Below are 14,927 nucleotides of genomic sequence, written 5' to 3'. Positions count from 1 at the left end.
GCGGATTTCCGAGCGTGCAGCGGCGGGAGACTTAGCCACGGGCCACCTCCAGGCAGATATCGACAACGGTGCAGGTTGCATCGGGCTTGGCCAGACGACGAGCCGTCTGCGCCATTTGAGTGAGTTGTTCGGGGTGCATCAAAACCTCGGTCAGCTGCGCGGCCAGCTTGGCGGCGTCAGTGGAGCGTTGCGGCAGCAGTACGGCAGCGCCGGCACTGGCCAGATAATCGGCATTACGAGTCTGGTGATCGTCAATCGCGTGCGGCAGCGGCAGCAGGAACGCCGGCAGGCCTGCGGCGGCCAGTTCGCTGACGGTCAAGGCGCCGGACCGGCACACCACCAGATCGGCCCAGGCATACGCCCGCGCCATGTCCTTGATAAACGGCGCGACCTGCGCTTCGACGTCAACCGCGCGATAGCGTTCAGCAGTAATTGCATCATGTTGCTTGCCGGCCTGATGGAACACTTCAGGGCGCAGCTCAGCGGCCACCAAAGCCAGGGCTTCGGGTAGCAATTTATTCAGCGGTTCGGCGCCCAGGCTGCCGCCCAGCACCAGCAAACGCGGCTGGCGGTTGCGCAGCGAATCACGCGGGGTTTCCAGAAACAGCTCTTCACGCACCGGATTGCCGGTAGTGCGGCGCTTGTCGCTGTTACCAAAGGTATTCGGGAAGGCTTCGCAGACGCGGCTGGCGAATGGCACCAGGCTGCGGTTGGCGGTGCCGGCCACGGCGTTCTGCTCGTGGATGATCAGCGGCGCGCCGCTGATGCGCGCAGCCAGGCCACCGGGGCCGGTGACATAACCGCCCATGCCCAGCACGCACACCGGCTGCAGCTCGCGCATTACCTTGCGTGCCTGGAACAGCGCCTTGATCAGCTGGAACGGCGCTTTCAGCAGCGACAGCTTGCCCTTGCCACGCAAGCCCGTCACATCGATCAGGTGCAGCGGCAGACCGGCAGCCGGCACCAGTTCATTCTCGATACCGCGCGGTGTACCCAGCCAATGCACGCTGTAGCCACGCGCCTTGAACTCGCGGGCGCAGGCCAACGCCGGGAATACGTGCCCACCGGTGCCACCGGCCATGATCAGCACATTACCGCGCATGCTGAACCTCCTCGGCGGACTGGCCTTCGAAGAAATCCGATTCCTTGAAGTCGACATCCTCGCTGCCCAGCTGAGTGCGACGCTCCCACTCGATACGCAGCAACAGCGCCAGGCTGACGCAGCAGATCACCAGCGAGCTGCCGCCATAGCTGAGGAACGGCAGGGTCAGACCCTTGGTCGGCAGCAGGCCAACGTTCACGCCGATATTGATCAGCACCTGACCGATCCACAGGAACGCCAGACCGTAGGCCACATACGCCGAGAAGAACTGCTTGGCCTTCTCCGCCCACAGGCCGATATACAGGGCGCGTACGCTAACGAAGACGAACAGACCCACCGTAATCAGTGCGCCGACCATGCCCAGCTCTTCGGCCAGCACGGCAAACACGAAGTCGGTATGGGCTTCCGGCAGGTAGAACTGCTTCTGCACGCTGTTACCCAGACCGACGCCGAACCATTCGCCACGGCCGAAGGCAATCAGCGCCTGGCTCAGCTGGTAACCGGCGCCGTACTGGTCAGCCCAGGGGTCGACGAAGTTGGTCAGGCGCTGCAGGCGATAGGCCTGGCTGGTCATCACCAGCACGCCAAGGCCGAGCACGCCGGCCGCCAGCGGAATAAAGCGCAGCAGGTTGACCCCACCGAGGAACAGCATGGCGATGGCCGCCCCAACCAGCACCACGGTGGCGCCGAAGTCCGGCTCGGCCAGCAGCAACGCGGCAATCGGCCCCAACACCAGCATCGGCTTGATAAAGCCGGTGAGCTTCTCGCGTACCTCTTCCTGGCGACGCACCAGGTAGGCGGCGATAAACATCACACTAAACAGCTTGGCCAGCTCGGACGGCTGCAGGTTGAAGATGCCAAAACCGATCCAGCGCTTGGCCCCGTTAATCTCACGACCGATACCCGGCAGCAAGACCAGAATCAGCAGCACCACCGCCGCCAGCAGCAGCATGCCGCTGTAACGCTGCCACAACGCCATCGGCACCAACAGCGTGGCCAGCGCGGCGCCACAACCGATAGTCAGATAAATCAGATGACGAATCATGTGGTACAGCGGGTTGCCTGATTGTGCTGCCGCTACTTCCGAAGAGGCCGACGCAATCATCACCAGGCCCAGGCCGAGCAGCGCCAGGCAACCGGCCAGCAGCGGGAAGTCCAGGTCGATACCACGACGGGTATGCAGCGGCGAAGGTGCGGCGAGCAGGCGGGCCAGCATCATTGCAAACCCTCCACAGCCTGGGCGAACAGACGCCCGCGCTCTTCAAAATTCTTGAACATATCCAGGCTGGCGCAGGCCGGCGACAGCAGCACGGCATCGCCCGCCTCGGCCAGTTCAGCCGCGCGCTGCACAGCCTCTTCCAGGGTCTTGACCCGGATCAGCGGGGCGGCTTCGCCCAAGGCCTCAGCCAGCAGCTCGGCATCGCGCCCCAGCAGCACCACGGCGCGGCAAAACTTACCGACCGGAGCTTTCAGCGCCGAGAAATCAGCGCCCTTGCCATCGCCACCAGCAATCAGCACCAGCTTGCCGCTGATATCCGCCCCCAGGCCTTCGATAGCCGCCAGCGCAGCACCGACGTTGGTGGCCTTGGAGTCGTCGTAGTAGCTCACGGCATTACGCTCGCCGACCCACTGGCAGCGATGCGGCAGGCCAGCAAAACGCTTCAGAGTTTCGAGCATCGGCTCGAACGGCAGCCCCACGGCATGCCCCAGCGCCAAGGCCGCCAGGGCGTTGGACTGGTTGTGTGCGCCGCGAATCTTCAGCTCACGCACCGGCAGCAGCGCTGCGAACTGGTAGGCCAGGGATTTCTCGCCATGCTCGATGAGCAGGCCGAAGCGCTTGAAGTCCGGCTTGCCCAGGCCGAAGTACCAGCACGGCAGTTGATCAGCCACCAGCGGACGCGACAACGCGTCATCGCGGTTCACCACCACCTGCCGGGCGCCGCGGAAGATGCGGTGCTTGGCCAGGTGATAAGCCGGCAGATCGGCGTAGCGATCCATATGGTCTTCGCTGATGTTCAGGCAGGTCGCCACTTCAGCGTTGAGCTGGTCGGTGGTTTCCAGCTGAAAGCTCGACAGCTCCATGACATACAGCTCGATCTCATCATTCAGCAGGTCCAGCGCCGGCGTACCCAGATTGCCGCCGACGGCGACCTTCTTGCCGGCCGCAGCCGCCATTTCGCCGACCAGGGTGGTCACGGTGCTTTTGGCGTTGGAGCCAGTAATCGCCACGATCGGCGCCTTGGCGTAACGGGCGAACAGGTCAATATCACCCGACAGCTTGACCCCGCGCGCAGCGGCCGCCTGCAGCGCCGGGGTGGCGATGGCCAGGCCCGGGCTGACCAGCAACTCGCTGGCGCGGCAGAGGAACTCCACATCCAGTTCGCCACAACGCACTTCCACCTGCGGGAACTGCTCACGCAAGGTGGCGAGCTCCGGCGGGTTGGCACGGGTGTCGACCACGGCAAACGGCAGGCCCTGGCGCGCAAGGAAGCGCACCAGGGACATGCCGCTCTTGCCGAGGCCGACAACGATGCGGAAGTGGTCAGAAGCGATCAGGGTCATGCGGTTATCAATCCTCAGTGCTCAACGCAGTTTCAGGGTGGCAAGGCCAATCAGCACCAGAATCACGGTGATGATCCAGAAGCGCACAATCACGCGCGGCTCGGGCCAGCCTTTCAGTTCAAAGTGGTGATGGATCGGCGCCATGCGGAACACGCGCTTGCCGGTCAGCTTGAAGCTGGCGACCTGGATAATCACCGACAGGGTTTCCACCACGAAGATGCCACCCATGATGAACAACACCACTTCCTGACGGACGATCACGGCGATGGTGCCCAAGGCTGCGCCCAGGGCCAAAGCGCCAACGTCGCCCATAAACACTTGCGCCGGGTAGGTGTTGAACCAGAGGAAACCCAGGCCTGCACCGACCAGTGCGGCGCAGAACACGATCAACTCGCCCGCCCCGGGCACGTAGGGAATAAACAGGTATTCGGCGAAATTCACGTTACCCGACAGGTAGCAGAAGATCCCCAGCGCACCGCCGACCATCACGGTGGGCAGAATGGCCAGGCCGTCAAGGCCATCGGTGAGGTTGACCGCGTTGCTCGAACCGACGATGACGAAATAGCTCAGCACCACGAAGCCCAGGCCCAGCTCCAGGCTGAAATCCTTGAGCATCGGCAGAATCAGGGTGGTTTCCACCGGGCTTTGCGCAGTCATATAAAGGAAGAGCGCGGCACCGAGGCCGAATACCGACTGCCAGAAGTATTTCCAGCGGCTCGGCAGGCCCTTGGAGTTCTTCTCGATCACCTTGCGGTAGTCATCGACCCAGCCAATGGCGCCGAACAGCAGGGTTACGGCCAGCACGGTCCATACATAGCGGTTGGACAGGTCAGCCCAGAGCAGCGTGCTGACGGCGATGGCCGAGAGAATCAGCGCGCCACCCATGGTCGGCGTGCCCTTCTTCGACAGGTGCGACTGCGGGCCGTCGTTGCGCACCGACTGGCCGATCTGGCGGATCTGCAGGGTGCGGATCATCCACGGGCCGAGCCACAGTGACAAGGCCAACGCGGTCAGCACGCCCAAGATGCCGCGCAGTGTCAGGTACTGAAACACTGCGAAACCCTTGTGGAACTGTTGCAGGTATTCCGCCAGCAGCAGCAGCATTAGTGAATCTCCCCAGACGTGCCACACAGCGCCGCGACGACTTTTTCCATCGCCGCGCTGCGTGAACCTTTAATTAGAAGGGTGGTGTCGCCCCGCTCAGCGTGAAGTGCGTCGATCAGGCTGGCCTGGTCGGCGAAGTGCCGGCCATTTGCGCCGAATTCTTCAATGGCATAAGCCATCAGTGGGCCAACGGCATAAACCGCATCAACCTTGCCAACGGCGTAACTGCCAACCTGGCGATGCCCCTGCTCGGACCACGCACCCAGCTCGCCGATATCGCCCAGCACCAACACGCGGCGGCCAGAGAAACCAGCGAGAATATCGATGGCTGCGCAAACGGATGCCGGGTTGGCGTTGTAGCTGTCGTCGATCACCCGTAGGCCGTTCGCTGCGATCTGCGCGACGGCACGACCCTTGACCGGCTGCAGGCTTTCCAAACCGGCCTTGATCGCAGCAGGAGCAAGCCCCAGCGCCAGGGCAGCAGCGGAAGCGGCCAGGGCATTGGCCACATTGTGTTCGCCGAGCAGGTTGAGCTGAATACGTACCTGACCGCTGGCGCAATGCAGGGTGAAGGCCGAGCAGCCACGAGCGTCACGGGCCAGCTCGCTGGCATAAACGTCAGCCGCAGAATTACGCAGGGCGAAACTACTGGTTGCACGGCCTTTGGCGCGCTGCTGCCAGGTGGCGAACGCGACGTCGTTAAGGTTAAGCACGGCCACGCCGTTGTCGCTCAGGCCTTCGAGGATCTCGCCTTTGGCTTCGACAATCTTGTCCGGGCCGCCGAACTCGCCGACATGAGCGTTACCGGCATTATTGATGATGGCCACCTGCGGCTGGGTCAGACCGACGGTGTAGGCAATTTCGCCGATATGGTTGGCGCCCAGCTCGATCACTGCGGCGACATGCTCAGGCGCCAGTTCCAGCAGGGTCAGCGGCGCGCCGAGGTCGTTATTCAGGTTGCCACGGGTCGCCAGCACCGGGCCCTGCAGGCCTTCCCGCAGGATGCTGGCCAACATTTCTTTCACGGTGGTTTTACCGCTGGAGCCGGTAATAGCCACCACTGGCGCGGTGAACGCCTGGCGATTCAGCGCGCCCAGCTGGCCGAGGGCCAAACGGGTATCGGCGACCAGCAGTTGCGGCAATGGCGCACCAACGACTTCACGCTCAACCAAAGCGGCCACTGCGCCTTTGCTGGCGACTTCAGCCAGGTAGTCATGGCCATCGAAGCGCGGACCGGCCAGGGCGACAAACAGCTGGCCCGGCTGAATCGCCCGACTGTCGCTGCTGACGGCGCTGAATGCCACGTCCGCACCGATCACCCGGGCAGCCAATGGTGCAGCCACTTCGCTCAACCGCAGCGGCTTAAGCATGAGCCACCTCCCATGCGGCCAAAGCGTTGGCCGCTTCGACCAAGTCGGAGAACGGCTGACGTACGCCATTGATTTCCTGATAGTCCTCATGGCCTTTGCCGGCCAACACCAGCACGTCATCGGCACTGGCAGCGGCAATCAGTTGGGCAATCGCCTGGCCACGACCGTGAATAAACTGCACCGATTCCGGGCTGGCAAAGCCGGCGCGGATATCGCTGAAAATCTGTGCAGGTACTTCCGTGCGTGGGTTGTCGTCGGTCACCAGCACGCCATCGGCGAGACGCTCAACCACCGCGGCCATCAGCGGGCGCTTACCGCTATCGCGATCACCGCCACAACCGAATAGGCACAGCAGGCGGCCTTTGACGTGCGGGCGCAAAGCTTCGAGCACTTTTTCCAGAGCATCCGGGGTGTGCGCGTAATCCACCACCACCAGCGGCTGCTTGACGCCACCCAAACGCTGCATACGGCCAATCGGCCCTTGCAGCTGTGGCAGCACCTTGAGAATTTCATCCAGCGGATAATCCAGGCCGAGCAGCGCGCCGACCACGGCCAGCAGGTTGCTCAGGTTGAAGCGACCGAGCAGCGAGCTGCGCAGGCTGCCTTCACCGCGCGGCGTCACCAGCGTGGCGCGCACGCCCTGCTCGTCAAACTGCGCATCGCGGCAATACAGGTAGGCGTCGGCGTCGATCAGGCTGTAGCTGATCAGCCGCGACTCGTGCTCGGCAGCGGCCAGTTCCCGACCAAAGGCATCGTCCAGGTTAAGCACGCGGCAACGCAGGCCCGACCAGGCGAACAGCGCGGCTTTTGCCTCGGCGTAGGCCTGCATCGAACCGTGATAATCCAGATGATCGCGCGACAGATTGGTCAGCACCGCCACATCAAACGCCAGAGCCGCCACGCGCCCTTGATGCAGACCGTGGGACGACACTTCCATGGCCACCGCACGGGCACCGGCGTTTTTCATATCGGCCAGGGTGGCCTGCACGCCGATGGGATCAGGCGTGGTGTGACGGCCCTGCTCCAGTGCGCCGTAGAAGCCATTGCCGAGGGTGCCGACGATGCCGCAGCGCTCGCCAAGCAGATCCAGCGCCTGGGCCAACAATTGGCTGACACTGGTTTTACCGTTGGTACCGGTGATGCCAACCAGGTGCAGGCCACGGCTTGGCTCGCCATAGAAGCGCCCGGCAATTGCCGACAGCTGGTTGGCCAGGCCTTTGAGGGCGACCAATTCGGCGCTGTGCGCGGTCATCACCGCAGCACCTTCAGCTTCATAGGCCACGGCGGCGGCGCCACGGGCGACCGCATCAGCGATATGCACGCGGCCGTCCTGCTGGGTGCCCGGTACGGCCAAAAACAGGTCGCCCGGACGCACCTTGCGACTGTCCAGGGTCAATTCACGAATCAGGGTGGAACTGGCAGCTTCTGGCAACAACTGATTAAGGGGCATAGGCATCAGATGCGCCCTCCTTTAATAACTTCAACGATGGCGGTCTGCGGTTCCGGCAGGTTATCCGGGGCGACGTTCATCAGCCGCAGCGCACCGGCCATGACCTTGCCAAACACTGGCGCAGCGACCAGGCCGCCGTAATAGCCGCCCTCACCCGGCTCATCAATCATGATGACCGCGGCGATACGCGGGTTATCGATAGGCGCAACACCGGCGAAGAACGAGCGATAGGCTTTGTCGACATAGCCCTTGCTGCCGCCGGTCGCGGCTTTACGCGCGGTGCCGCTCTTGCCGCCGACGTGGTAGCCCGGCACCTTGGCCCGCGCACCGCCGCCGCCCGGCTCTTCAACCACCGACTGGAGCATGCCGAGCACGGTCTTGGCGATCTGCTGATCGATTACCTGAGTGGCAACCGGCTGACGATCCAGGCGTACCATCGACAGCGGCACATTGCCGCCGTGGTTGGCCAACACCGAGTAGGCATGCGCCAACTGCACCGCGGTTACCGAAAGGCCATAGCCATAGGCCAGGGTAGCGGTCTCGGCCTGCTTCCAGACGCGGTAGTTGGGCAGACTGCCGACGCGCTCGCCAGGGAAGCTCAGGCCGGTATCCTGACCGAGACCGACTTGCTGCATTACGGCGTAAATCGGCTCTGCGCCGATATCGAAGGCCACCTTGCTGATGCCGACGTTGCTCGACTTCATCAAAATCTGGGTCAGGTTGAGCACCCCACCACGAGACACATCACGAATGGTGTAACGGCCAATTTTCAAGCTGCCCGGCGCTGTATCTACGGTCATTTCTGGAGTCCAGCGGCCGGAGCCCAGGGCAGCGGCGATGGAGAACGGCTTAACGGTCGAACCGGGTTCAAACACATCAATCATCGCGCGATTACGCATGGCCGCTGGCTGCAGGTTACGACGGTTGTTCGGGTTGTAGGTCGGCTGGTTGACCATGGCCAGCACTTCGCCGGTCTGTACGTCGAGCAGCACCAGACTGCCGGCCTTGGCGCCAAACTCGGTGACCGCATTGCGCAGTTCGCGGTGCGCCAGGTATTGCAGGCGCAGGTCAATCGACAATGCCAAGGCCTTACCGGCCTTGGCATTCTGTGCAACCTGGACGTCCTTGATCAGCCGTCCGCGCCGATCCTTGAGCACCTGACGCTTGCCGGGCACGCCGGCCAGCCAATCCTCGAAGGCCAACTCCATCCCTTCGCGGCCACGGTCATCGATATCGGTAAAGCCCACCACATGGGCGGCCACCTCACCGGCCGGGTAGAAGCGGCGGAACTCTTCGATGCCGTACACGCCCGGCACTTTCAGGTCGAGAATGCGCTGACCCTGCTCAGGCGTCAGCCCGCGCACCAGGTACATAAATTCGCGCTCGTGGGCAGCCGCCAGGCGTGCGGAGAAGGTATTGGCGTCCTGGCCCAGGGCAGTAGCCAGCTCATTCCACTTGGCCTTGCCGCTTTGCAGTTCCTTGCCGTTAGCCCACAGGGTGGTCACCGGGGTGCTGACGGCCAGGGGCTCGCCATTGCGATCAGTGATCAGCCCGCGATGCGCTGGAATCGGGATATGCCGCACGCTGCGTGCGTCGCCATGGGCCTGCAGGAAGCTCTGATCGAATACCTGCAGGTCGACGATACGCCAGGCAATCGCGCCCACCATCAGTGCCAACAGCAGCAGCACCAGGCGAAAGCGCCAGGGGTAGAGCGCGCCTTCAAGACCGATCATGGCGCCACCATGCGCACTTCGGCGGCATCCGGGATACGCATGCTCAGGCGCTCAGAGGCCAGGGTTTCGATACGGTTGTGCGCGGTCCAGGTGCTTTGCTCGAGAATCAGCCGCCCCCACTCCGCCTGCGCTTTGTCGCGCACACTGAGTTCGGCATACAGGTCGTTAAGCAGCTGACGGTTCCAGTGCGCGCTGTAAGACACCCCAATCGCAGACACCAACACAGCCATAAACAGCAGCAGCATGAATAAGCTGCCACCTGGCAATGGCTTGGCGAACAGCGCGCTCATCGCACTTTCTCGGCAATGCGCATCACCGCACTGCGCGAACGTGGATTGGCGGCAAGCTCAGCCTCGGAGGCGAATACCGGTTTGCCGATCAGCCTCAAGCGTGGCTCGAAGGCTTTCGGGATGATCGGCAGATCACGCGGCAGCTTGTCCATCTCACCCTTGGCATGCTTGCGCATAAAGAGTTTGACGATGCGGTCTTCCAGCGAGTGGAAGCTAATCACCACCAGGCGACCGCCCACTTCGAGGTTTTCCAGAGCGGCATCGAGGCCGCTTTCCAGATCACCCAGTTCGTTGTTGATATAGATGCGCAGACCTTGGAAGGCACGAGTCGCCGGATTCTTGCCCTTTTCCCAGGCTGGATTAGCGACGGTCAGCACCTGAGCCAAGTCGGCGGTGCGGGTAAACGGCTGTTCGGCGCGGCGCAGGACCACGGCACGGGCCATGCGCTTGGCGAAGCGCTCTTCGCCGTAGTCCTTAAATACCCGGGCAATTTCTTCTTCAGCGGCGCTGGCAATAAAGTCTGCAGCGCTGACACCCGCATCCGGGTTCATGCGCATATCCAGCGGGCCGTCATTCATAAAGCTGAAGCCGCGCTCGGCGTCATCCAGTTGCGGCGATGACACACCGAGATCGAGCAGAATGCCGCTGACCTGGCCGCCCAGCGCGCGCTGCGTCAGCTCGGCGCCCAGCTCGGCAAAGCTGCGCTGCACAACGACAAAGCGGCCGTCTTCGGCCGCCAGCGCATTTCCCGTCGCAATTGCCAGGGGATCTTTGTCAAACCCCAGCAAGCGACCGTCTGGCCCGAGCTTTTCCAGGATCAGCCGGCTATGCCCGCCGCGCCCGAAGGTGCCATCCAGGTAGCAACCATTGGCGCGCACAGCCAGCCCTTCGACAGCCTCGTCGAGCAGCACGGTGATGTGGCGGAAATTGCTGGTCATGGTCACAGGATCAGGTCACGTAGGTCGTCGGACAGAGCACCCGGTTGCTTGATCGCGGCCAGATCGGCATCGGCCACGGCATTCCAGGCATCTTCATCCCACAGTTGGAATTTATTGAGTTGACCGACCAGCATCGCGCGCTTGTCCAGCTTGGCGTATTCGCGCAGACGCGGCGGCACCAGGAAACGACCGCTGGCATCCAGCTCAAGGTCAACGGCGTTACCGATCAGCAAACGCTGCAGGCGGCGGTTTTCTTCACGGAAGGAGGCGAGCTCGCGGAGCTTGGCTTCAATCAGCTCCCACTCGGACAGTGGATAGACGCAGAGGCAGGGGTCGATGGCATCAATCGTGACGATAAGCTGGCCGGCGCAACGCGACACAAGCTCGTCCCGATACCGACTTGGCATCGCGAGTCGCCCTTTGGCGTCGAGACTGATGGCGTTTGCTCCGCGAAACACGATCGCGCTACCCCTTTTTATTAGCTATCCATGCCTAAGAAACCCACTTTGTGCCACTTCCTACCACTCGCGCACACTATAGGAACGCACGCCCCCCACCGTCAAGGCACGCTTGGCGGGAAAAATCCTTATAGAACGGCGATTTAGCGAACTTTGAGAGGGGCAAAACGGAGAAATGACGTGAAGAAATGGATATAAAAATGAGCTTATGCAGCGCGTTGAACTGCGAAGTTAAAGTAGTTTGTTAAGAGTAAGATTTTTTCGGTCTTAGAAAGGAGGTGAAGCAGTGAAGCGGATGAATGAGGAAGGTGGAGAGTCGATCTGTAAGCCGGGTTCTGTCGAGGACAGTCATTCCTCTACGACGTACATCACTGCACGCCTTTAGCAACCTACCCGGTTCCAGCGCGGGCCACGCCAATGGAACCCTATTTGGTCTTGCTCCGAGTGGGGTTTGCCTAGCCACGAACTGTTACCAGTCGCGCGGTGCGCTCTTACCGCACCTTTTCACCCTTACCGGCACCGAAGCGCTTAGGCGGTTATTTTCTGTGGCACTTTCCGTAGGCTCACGCCTCCCTGGCGTTACCTGGCACTCCGCCCTATGGAGCCCGGACTTTCCTCCCCCGCATTACGCAGAACGCAACACGGCAGCGACTGTCCGATCGACTCTCCGCGGGCAAGGTTAACGGCCCGCGCCCTATAGAACAAGGTTTAAACGTCTCTCTGCTGTTCCAGGGCCACCTGATAGAGCAAGTTCTTGCGCACCCCGGTGATCTCCGCGGCCAGTGCCGCCGCGCGCTTCAGCGGCATTTCCGCCAAGAGTAGATTCAACACACGCATGGCTTCGGCGCTTACGGCCTCCTCGCCCTCCGGCGCCTGCCAACCCGCGACCAGCACCACACACTCGCCACGCTGTTGATTGCTGTCGGCGGCTACCCAGGCGGCCAACTCGGCCAGCGGCATACCCTTGAGCGTCTCGAAGGTCTTGGTCAGCTCGCGCGCCAGCAACGCTGGGCGCTCATCACCGAACACCGATTGCATATCCTGCAGGCATTCGAGGATGCGGTGCGGCGCCTCATAGAAGATCAGCGTGCGTGGCTCTTCCTTTACCTGCTCAAGGCGCGCGCGTCGTCCAGCCGCCTTAGCGGGCAGAAATCCCTCAAAAATAAAGCGATCCGACGGCAACCCCGCAGCAGACAGCGCGGCAATCAATGCGCAAGCCCCCGGTACGGGCACCACCGCAACACCGGCAGCGCGCGCCTGACGCACCAGGTGATAGCCCGGATCGGAAATCAGCGGCGTACCGGCATCGGAGATCAGCGCCACATCGTCACCCGCCAGCAACCGCGCGAGGAAGCGCCCACCCTGATCGCGCTCGTTGTGCTCATGGCAGGCCGCCAGTGGCGTGCCGATGCCAAAGTGCTGCATCAGGCGCGCGGAATGGCGCGTGTCTTCTGCGGCGATCAAGGCAACGCTACGCAGGATGGTCAGCGCCCGCGCGCTGATGTCATCCAGGTTGCCAATGGGTGTAGCCACCACATAAAGACTGCCCAAAGGCGAATTCGCAGCAGCGGAAGTGGTCACAGCACAGGCCTCTCAAAATCAGCAAAGCGCGCATTGTAGCCCGTTTCCAACCTTCGACATCGCGTCACCCGGCGGGCTTGGGTACAATTCGACGCTCAATTTGATCAAGTATCAGGAACGCCCTACATGCCCACCCGCCTGATCACCTGCCTGCGCCCGCTTTCTGCCATCTGCCTTGCCGGCCTGCTTGCAGCCTGTGCCAGCCAGCCCTCATCGACACTGGGCGAGCTGCCCCGTACGCCGCAAGCCAGCATCGAACAACTGCTGCAGCAAGCAGCAGAAAGCCCGACTGAGCAGGCTGCGGCGCTGCGCCTGTCAGCAGCCGACCTGGCCTATAAACAGAAGGACTTGGCCCGCGCCAGCAGCATTCTGGAACAAGTGCAGCTGGAAAGCCTGAAGCCGGCCCAGCAGATTTACGCCAGCACCCTGCGCGCCGAACTGGATATGAGCCGCAACAAGCCCAAGGCAGCCCTGCGCGCCCTCAGTCACCCGAGCATGGAACGCCTCGGCGAGCTACCGGTTGAACAACAGGTACGCAGCCAACTGGTGCGCGCCAACGCCCTGCAAGCCAGCGGACAAACCCTGGCCGCCGCTCGCGAACGCGTCTTTATTGCCCCACTGCTCAGCGGTGCCAGCGCCGCGCACAACCAGGAGGCCATCTGGACCCTGGTTTCCAGCCTGCCCGCGAGCGAGCTGCAAGCCAGCGGCGATGCCGACCTCGACGGCTGGCTGGAGTTGGCCCGCGCATCCAAGAGCGCCGGCACCCTGGAGCAGCAACAAAGCGCTATTGACACCTGGGTCGCCGCCAACCCACAGCACCCTGCCGCACAACAACTGCCGCAAGCGCTGGTCGAGCTGAAAAAGCTTTCCAGCCAACCACTGACTGAAATTGCCCTGCTGCTGCCGCAGGATGGCCAACTGGCCAGCGTGGCCCGCGCACTGCGTGACGGTTTCCTCGCGGCGCACTATCAGGCGCAACAAGCCGGGCAGAACCCACCGAACATTCAGATGTTCGACAGCTCGCGCATCGGCTCTATGGACGCCTTCTACGCCCAGGCCAAGGCCGCCGGCGTGCAACTGGTGATCGGCCCGCTGGAAAAGAATCTGGTCAGCCAGCTGAGCAGCCGTGAACAGCTGCCGATCACCACCCTGGCCCTGAACTACAGCGAAGGCAGCCAGGAAGGTCCGGCGCAACTGTTCCAGTTCGGCCTCGCCGCCGAGGACGAAGCCCGCGAAGTGGCGCGCCGCGCCTGGGCTGACGGTATGCGCCGCGCCGTAGCACTGGTGCCCAACGGCGAATGGGGCGACCGCGTGCTCGCCGCGTTCCGCCAGAGCTGGCAAGCCCAGGGCGGCACCTTGATTGCCGCCGAACACGTTGATCAGCCGGTCGAATTGGCTCGACAGATCGCCGATCTGTTCCAGCTGCGCGAAAGCGAAGCCCGTAGCAAGCGCCTGCAAAACACCCTAGGCACCTCGGTTGCTGCTGCCCCATCGCGTCGCCGTGATGTTGACTTTATCTTCCTCGCCGCCACCCCGCAGCAGGCTCAGCAAATCAAACCGACCCTGGCCTTCCAGTACGCCGGCGATGTACCGGTGTATGCCACCTCGCACCTGTTTACCGGCACCTACAACCAGGCGCAGTACATCGACCTCAACGGCATCATGTTCTGCGAAACCCCATGGCTGCTGAACGTCAACGACCCACTGCGCCAGCAAGCCAGCACACAATGGCCGCAAGCCGGCAGCAGCCTCGGCCGTCTGTATGCCATGGGCGCCGATGCCTACCAGCTGGCGCCGCGCCTAAACCAGCTCAAGGCCCTGCCCGAGACCCGCCTGCAAGGCCTGTCGGGTAACCTGAGCCTGAACCCGAGCCAGCGTATCGAGCGGCAACTGCCCTGGGCCGAATTCCGCGACGGCCAGGTTCAGCCACTGCCTGACAGCATCAATTGAGCGAGCGCATCAGCACGCAACAACGCGGAGATGCTGCCGAAGCACTGGCCCGGCAGCATCTCGAGCAGCACGGCCTACGCCTGCTGGCGCAGAACTGGCGCTGTCGTCTCGGCGAGCTCGATCTGGTCATGCTCGACGCCGATACAGTAGTATTCGTAGAAGTTCGCTATCGGCACCATAGCGCCTGGGGCGGCGCAGCAGAGAGCGTGGATGCACGCAAACGTGAGAAACTCAGCCGCGCCGCTCAGCACTTCCTGCAACAAGAATCACGCTGGGCCAAGTACCCATGCCGTTTTGATGTGATTGCCATAAACGCCGACAGCCAAGCCCCCGCGCAACTGGACTGGATTCAAAACGCTTTTGATACCTGAACAGAAGCCACACTGAAG

Annotated in this window: 13 protein-coding genes and 1 other RNA gene; 2 read left to right on the top strand and 12 right to left on the bottom strand. The window is 62.6% G+C overall.

What is annotated here, in order from left to right; genetic code table 11:
* Nucleotides 1–31 precede the first annotated feature (31 nt).
* From murG to rsmI, 12 genes are all read right to left on the bottom strand, one after another.
* Nucleotides 32–1,102: an undecaprenyldiphospho-muramoylpentapeptide beta-N-acetylglucosaminyltransferase gene (murG, locus tag Q8M42_RS09145; RefSeq protein WP_304870474.1), complete on the bottom strand. Its 1,071-nt coding sequence runs from the start codon at nt 1,100–1,102 to the stop codon at nt 32–34.
* Nucleotides 1,092–2,318, bottom strand: coding sequence for a putative lipid II flippase FtsW (ftsW, locus tag Q8M42_RS09140; protein ID WP_304870492.1), 1,227 nt, complete (start codon nt 2,316–2,318; stop codon nt 1,092–1,094). Before ftsW ends, murG begins: the two co-directional genes overlap by 11 nt.
* A complete protein-coding gene (murD, locus tag Q8M42_RS09135) occupies nt 2,318–3,664 on the bottom strand; it encodes a UDP-N-acetylmuramoyl-L-alanine--D-glutamate ligase (RefSeq protein ID WP_304870476.1) in 1,347 nt (448 codons plus the stop codon). The genes ftsW and murD overlap by 1 nt, the downstream gene beginning before the upstream one ends.
* Nucleotides 3,665–3,685: 21 nt before the next feature.
* Nucleotides 3,686–4,768, bottom strand: coding sequence for a phospho-N-acetylmuramoyl-pentapeptide-transferase (gene mraY / locus Q8M42_RS09130; RefSeq protein WP_304870478.1), 1,083 nt, complete (start codon nt 4,766–4,768; stop codon nt 3,686–3,688).
* Nucleotides 4,768–6,138, bottom strand: coding sequence for a UDP-N-acetylmuramoyl-tripeptide--D-alanyl-D-alanine ligase (murF, locus tag Q8M42_RS09125; protein WP_304870479.1), 1,371 nt, complete (start codon nt 6,136–6,138; stop codon nt 4,768–4,770). Before murF ends, mraY begins: the two co-directional genes overlap by 1 nt.
* Nucleotides 6,131–7,594, bottom strand: coding sequence for a UDP-N-acetylmuramoyl-L-alanyl-D-glutamate--2,6-diaminopimelate ligase (locus Q8M42_RS09120; RefSeq protein ID WP_304870481.1), 1,464 nt, complete (start codon nt 7,592–7,594; stop codon nt 6,131–6,133). Before Q8M42_RS09120 ends, murF begins: the two co-directional genes overlap by 8 nt.
* Complete coding sequence (locus Q8M42_RS09115) at nt 7,594–9,321, bottom strand: penicillin-binding protein 2 (RefSeq protein WP_304870483.1); 1,728 nt, start codon at nt 9,319–9,321, stop codon at nt 7,594–7,596. Before Q8M42_RS09115 ends, Q8M42_RS09120 begins: the two co-directional genes overlap by 1 nt.
* Nucleotides 9,318–9,611 carry a cell division protein FtsL gene (ftsL, locus tag Q8M42_RS09110; protein ID WP_304870485.1) on the bottom strand — a complete coding sequence of 98 codons (294 nt, stop codon included), beginning with the start codon at nt 9,609–9,611 and terminating at the stop codon, nt 9,318–9,320. Before ftsL ends, Q8M42_RS09115 begins: the two co-directional genes overlap by 4 nt.
* Nucleotides 9,608–10,549, bottom strand: coding sequence for a 16S rRNA (cytosine(1402)-N(4))-methyltransferase RsmH (gene rsmH, locus Q8M42_RS09105; RefSeq protein WP_304870487.1), 942 nt, complete (start codon nt 10,547–10,549; stop codon nt 9,608–9,610). Before rsmH ends, ftsL begins: the two co-directional genes overlap by 4 nt.
* Nucleotides 10,550–10,551: 2 nt before the next feature.
* A complete protein-coding gene (gene mraZ, locus Q8M42_RS09100) occupies nt 10,552–11,007 on the bottom strand; it encodes a division/cell wall cluster transcriptional repressor MraZ (RefSeq protein WP_090249128.1) in 456 nt (151 codons plus the stop codon).
* Between the two features lie 308 nt (nt 11,008–11,315).
* An RNA gene (gene rnpB / locus Q8M42_RS09095) (RNase P RNA component class A) lies at nt 11,316–11,674 on the bottom strand.
* 41 nt (nt 11,675–11,715) lie between these two features.
* Nucleotides 11,716–12,558 carry a 16S rRNA (cytidine(1402)-2'-O)-methyltransferase gene (rsmI, locus tag Q8M42_RS09090; protein WP_304866551.1) on the bottom strand — a complete coding sequence of 281 codons (843 nt, stop codon included), beginning with the start codon at nt 12,556–12,558 and terminating at the stop codon, nt 11,716–11,718.
* Nucleotides 12,559–12,726: 168 nt separating this feature from the next.
* Between rsmI and Q8M42_RS09085 the strand changes: the two genes are divergently transcribed.
* Both Q8M42_RS09085 and Q8M42_RS09080 read left to right on the top strand, forming a co-directional pair.
* Nucleotides 12,727–14,538 (top strand): penicillin-binding protein activator, encoded by a 1,812-nt coding sequence (locus Q8M42_RS09085; RefSeq protein ID WP_304866769.1) that lies wholly within the window; start codon nt 12,727–12,729, stop codon nt 14,536–14,538.
* Entirely contained in the window at nt 14,535–14,909 is a 375-nt protein-coding gene (locus Q8M42_RS09080) for a YraN family protein (protein ID WP_304866552.1), read from the top strand. Before Q8M42_RS09085 ends, Q8M42_RS09080 begins: the two co-directional genes overlap by 4 nt.
* Nucleotides 14,910–14,927: the final 18 nt, after the last annotated feature.

Origin of the sequence: Pseudomonas sp., assembly GCF_030684895.1 — a bacterium.
In the GTDB taxonomy this organism is placed as follows: domain Bacteria; phylum Pseudomonadota; class Gammaproteobacteria; order Pseudomonadales; family Pseudomonadaceae; genus Aquipseudomonas.
Note: the sequence above shows the minus strand (reverse complement) of the source record. Positions and strands in the feature narration are given on the sequence as shown.

Bases quoted from the DNA above. Each gene is read 5' to 3' on its own strand.
- Q8M42_RS09115 (WP_304870483.1), bottom strand. From the start codon at position 9,321: ATGATCGGTCTTGAAGGCGCGCTCTACCCCTGGCGCTTTCGCCTGGTG.
- rsmH (WP_304870487.1), bottom strand. From the start codon at position 10,549: ATGACCAGCAATTTCCGCCACATCACCGTGCTGCTCGACGAGGCTGTC.
- Q8M42_RS09120 (WP_304870481.1), bottom strand. From the start codon at position 7,594: ATGCCTATGCCCCTTAATCAGTTGTTGCCAGAAGCTGCCAGTTCCACC.
- mraY (WP_304870478.1), bottom strand. From the start codon at position 4,768: ATGCTGCTGCTGCTGGCGGAATACCTGCAACAGTTCCACAAGGGTTTC.
- murF (WP_304870479.1), bottom strand. From the start codon at position 6,138: ATGCTTAAGCCGCTGCGGTTGAGCGAAGTGGCTGCACCATTGGCTGCC.
- ftsL (WP_304870485.1), bottom strand. From the start codon at position 9,611: ATGAGCGCGCTGTTCGCCAAGCCATTGCCAGGTGGCAGCTTATTCATG.
- ftsW (WP_304870492.1), bottom strand. From the start codon at position 2,318: ATGCTGGCCCGCCTGCTCGCCGCACCTTCGCCGCTGCATACCCGTCGT.
- murG (WP_304870474.1), bottom strand. From the start codon at position 1,102: ATGCGCGGTAATGTGCTGATCATGGCCGGTGGCACCGGTGGGCACGTA.
- murD (WP_304870476.1), bottom strand. From the start codon at position 3,664: ATGACCCTGATCGCTTCTGACCACTTCCGCATCGTTGTCGGCCTCGGC.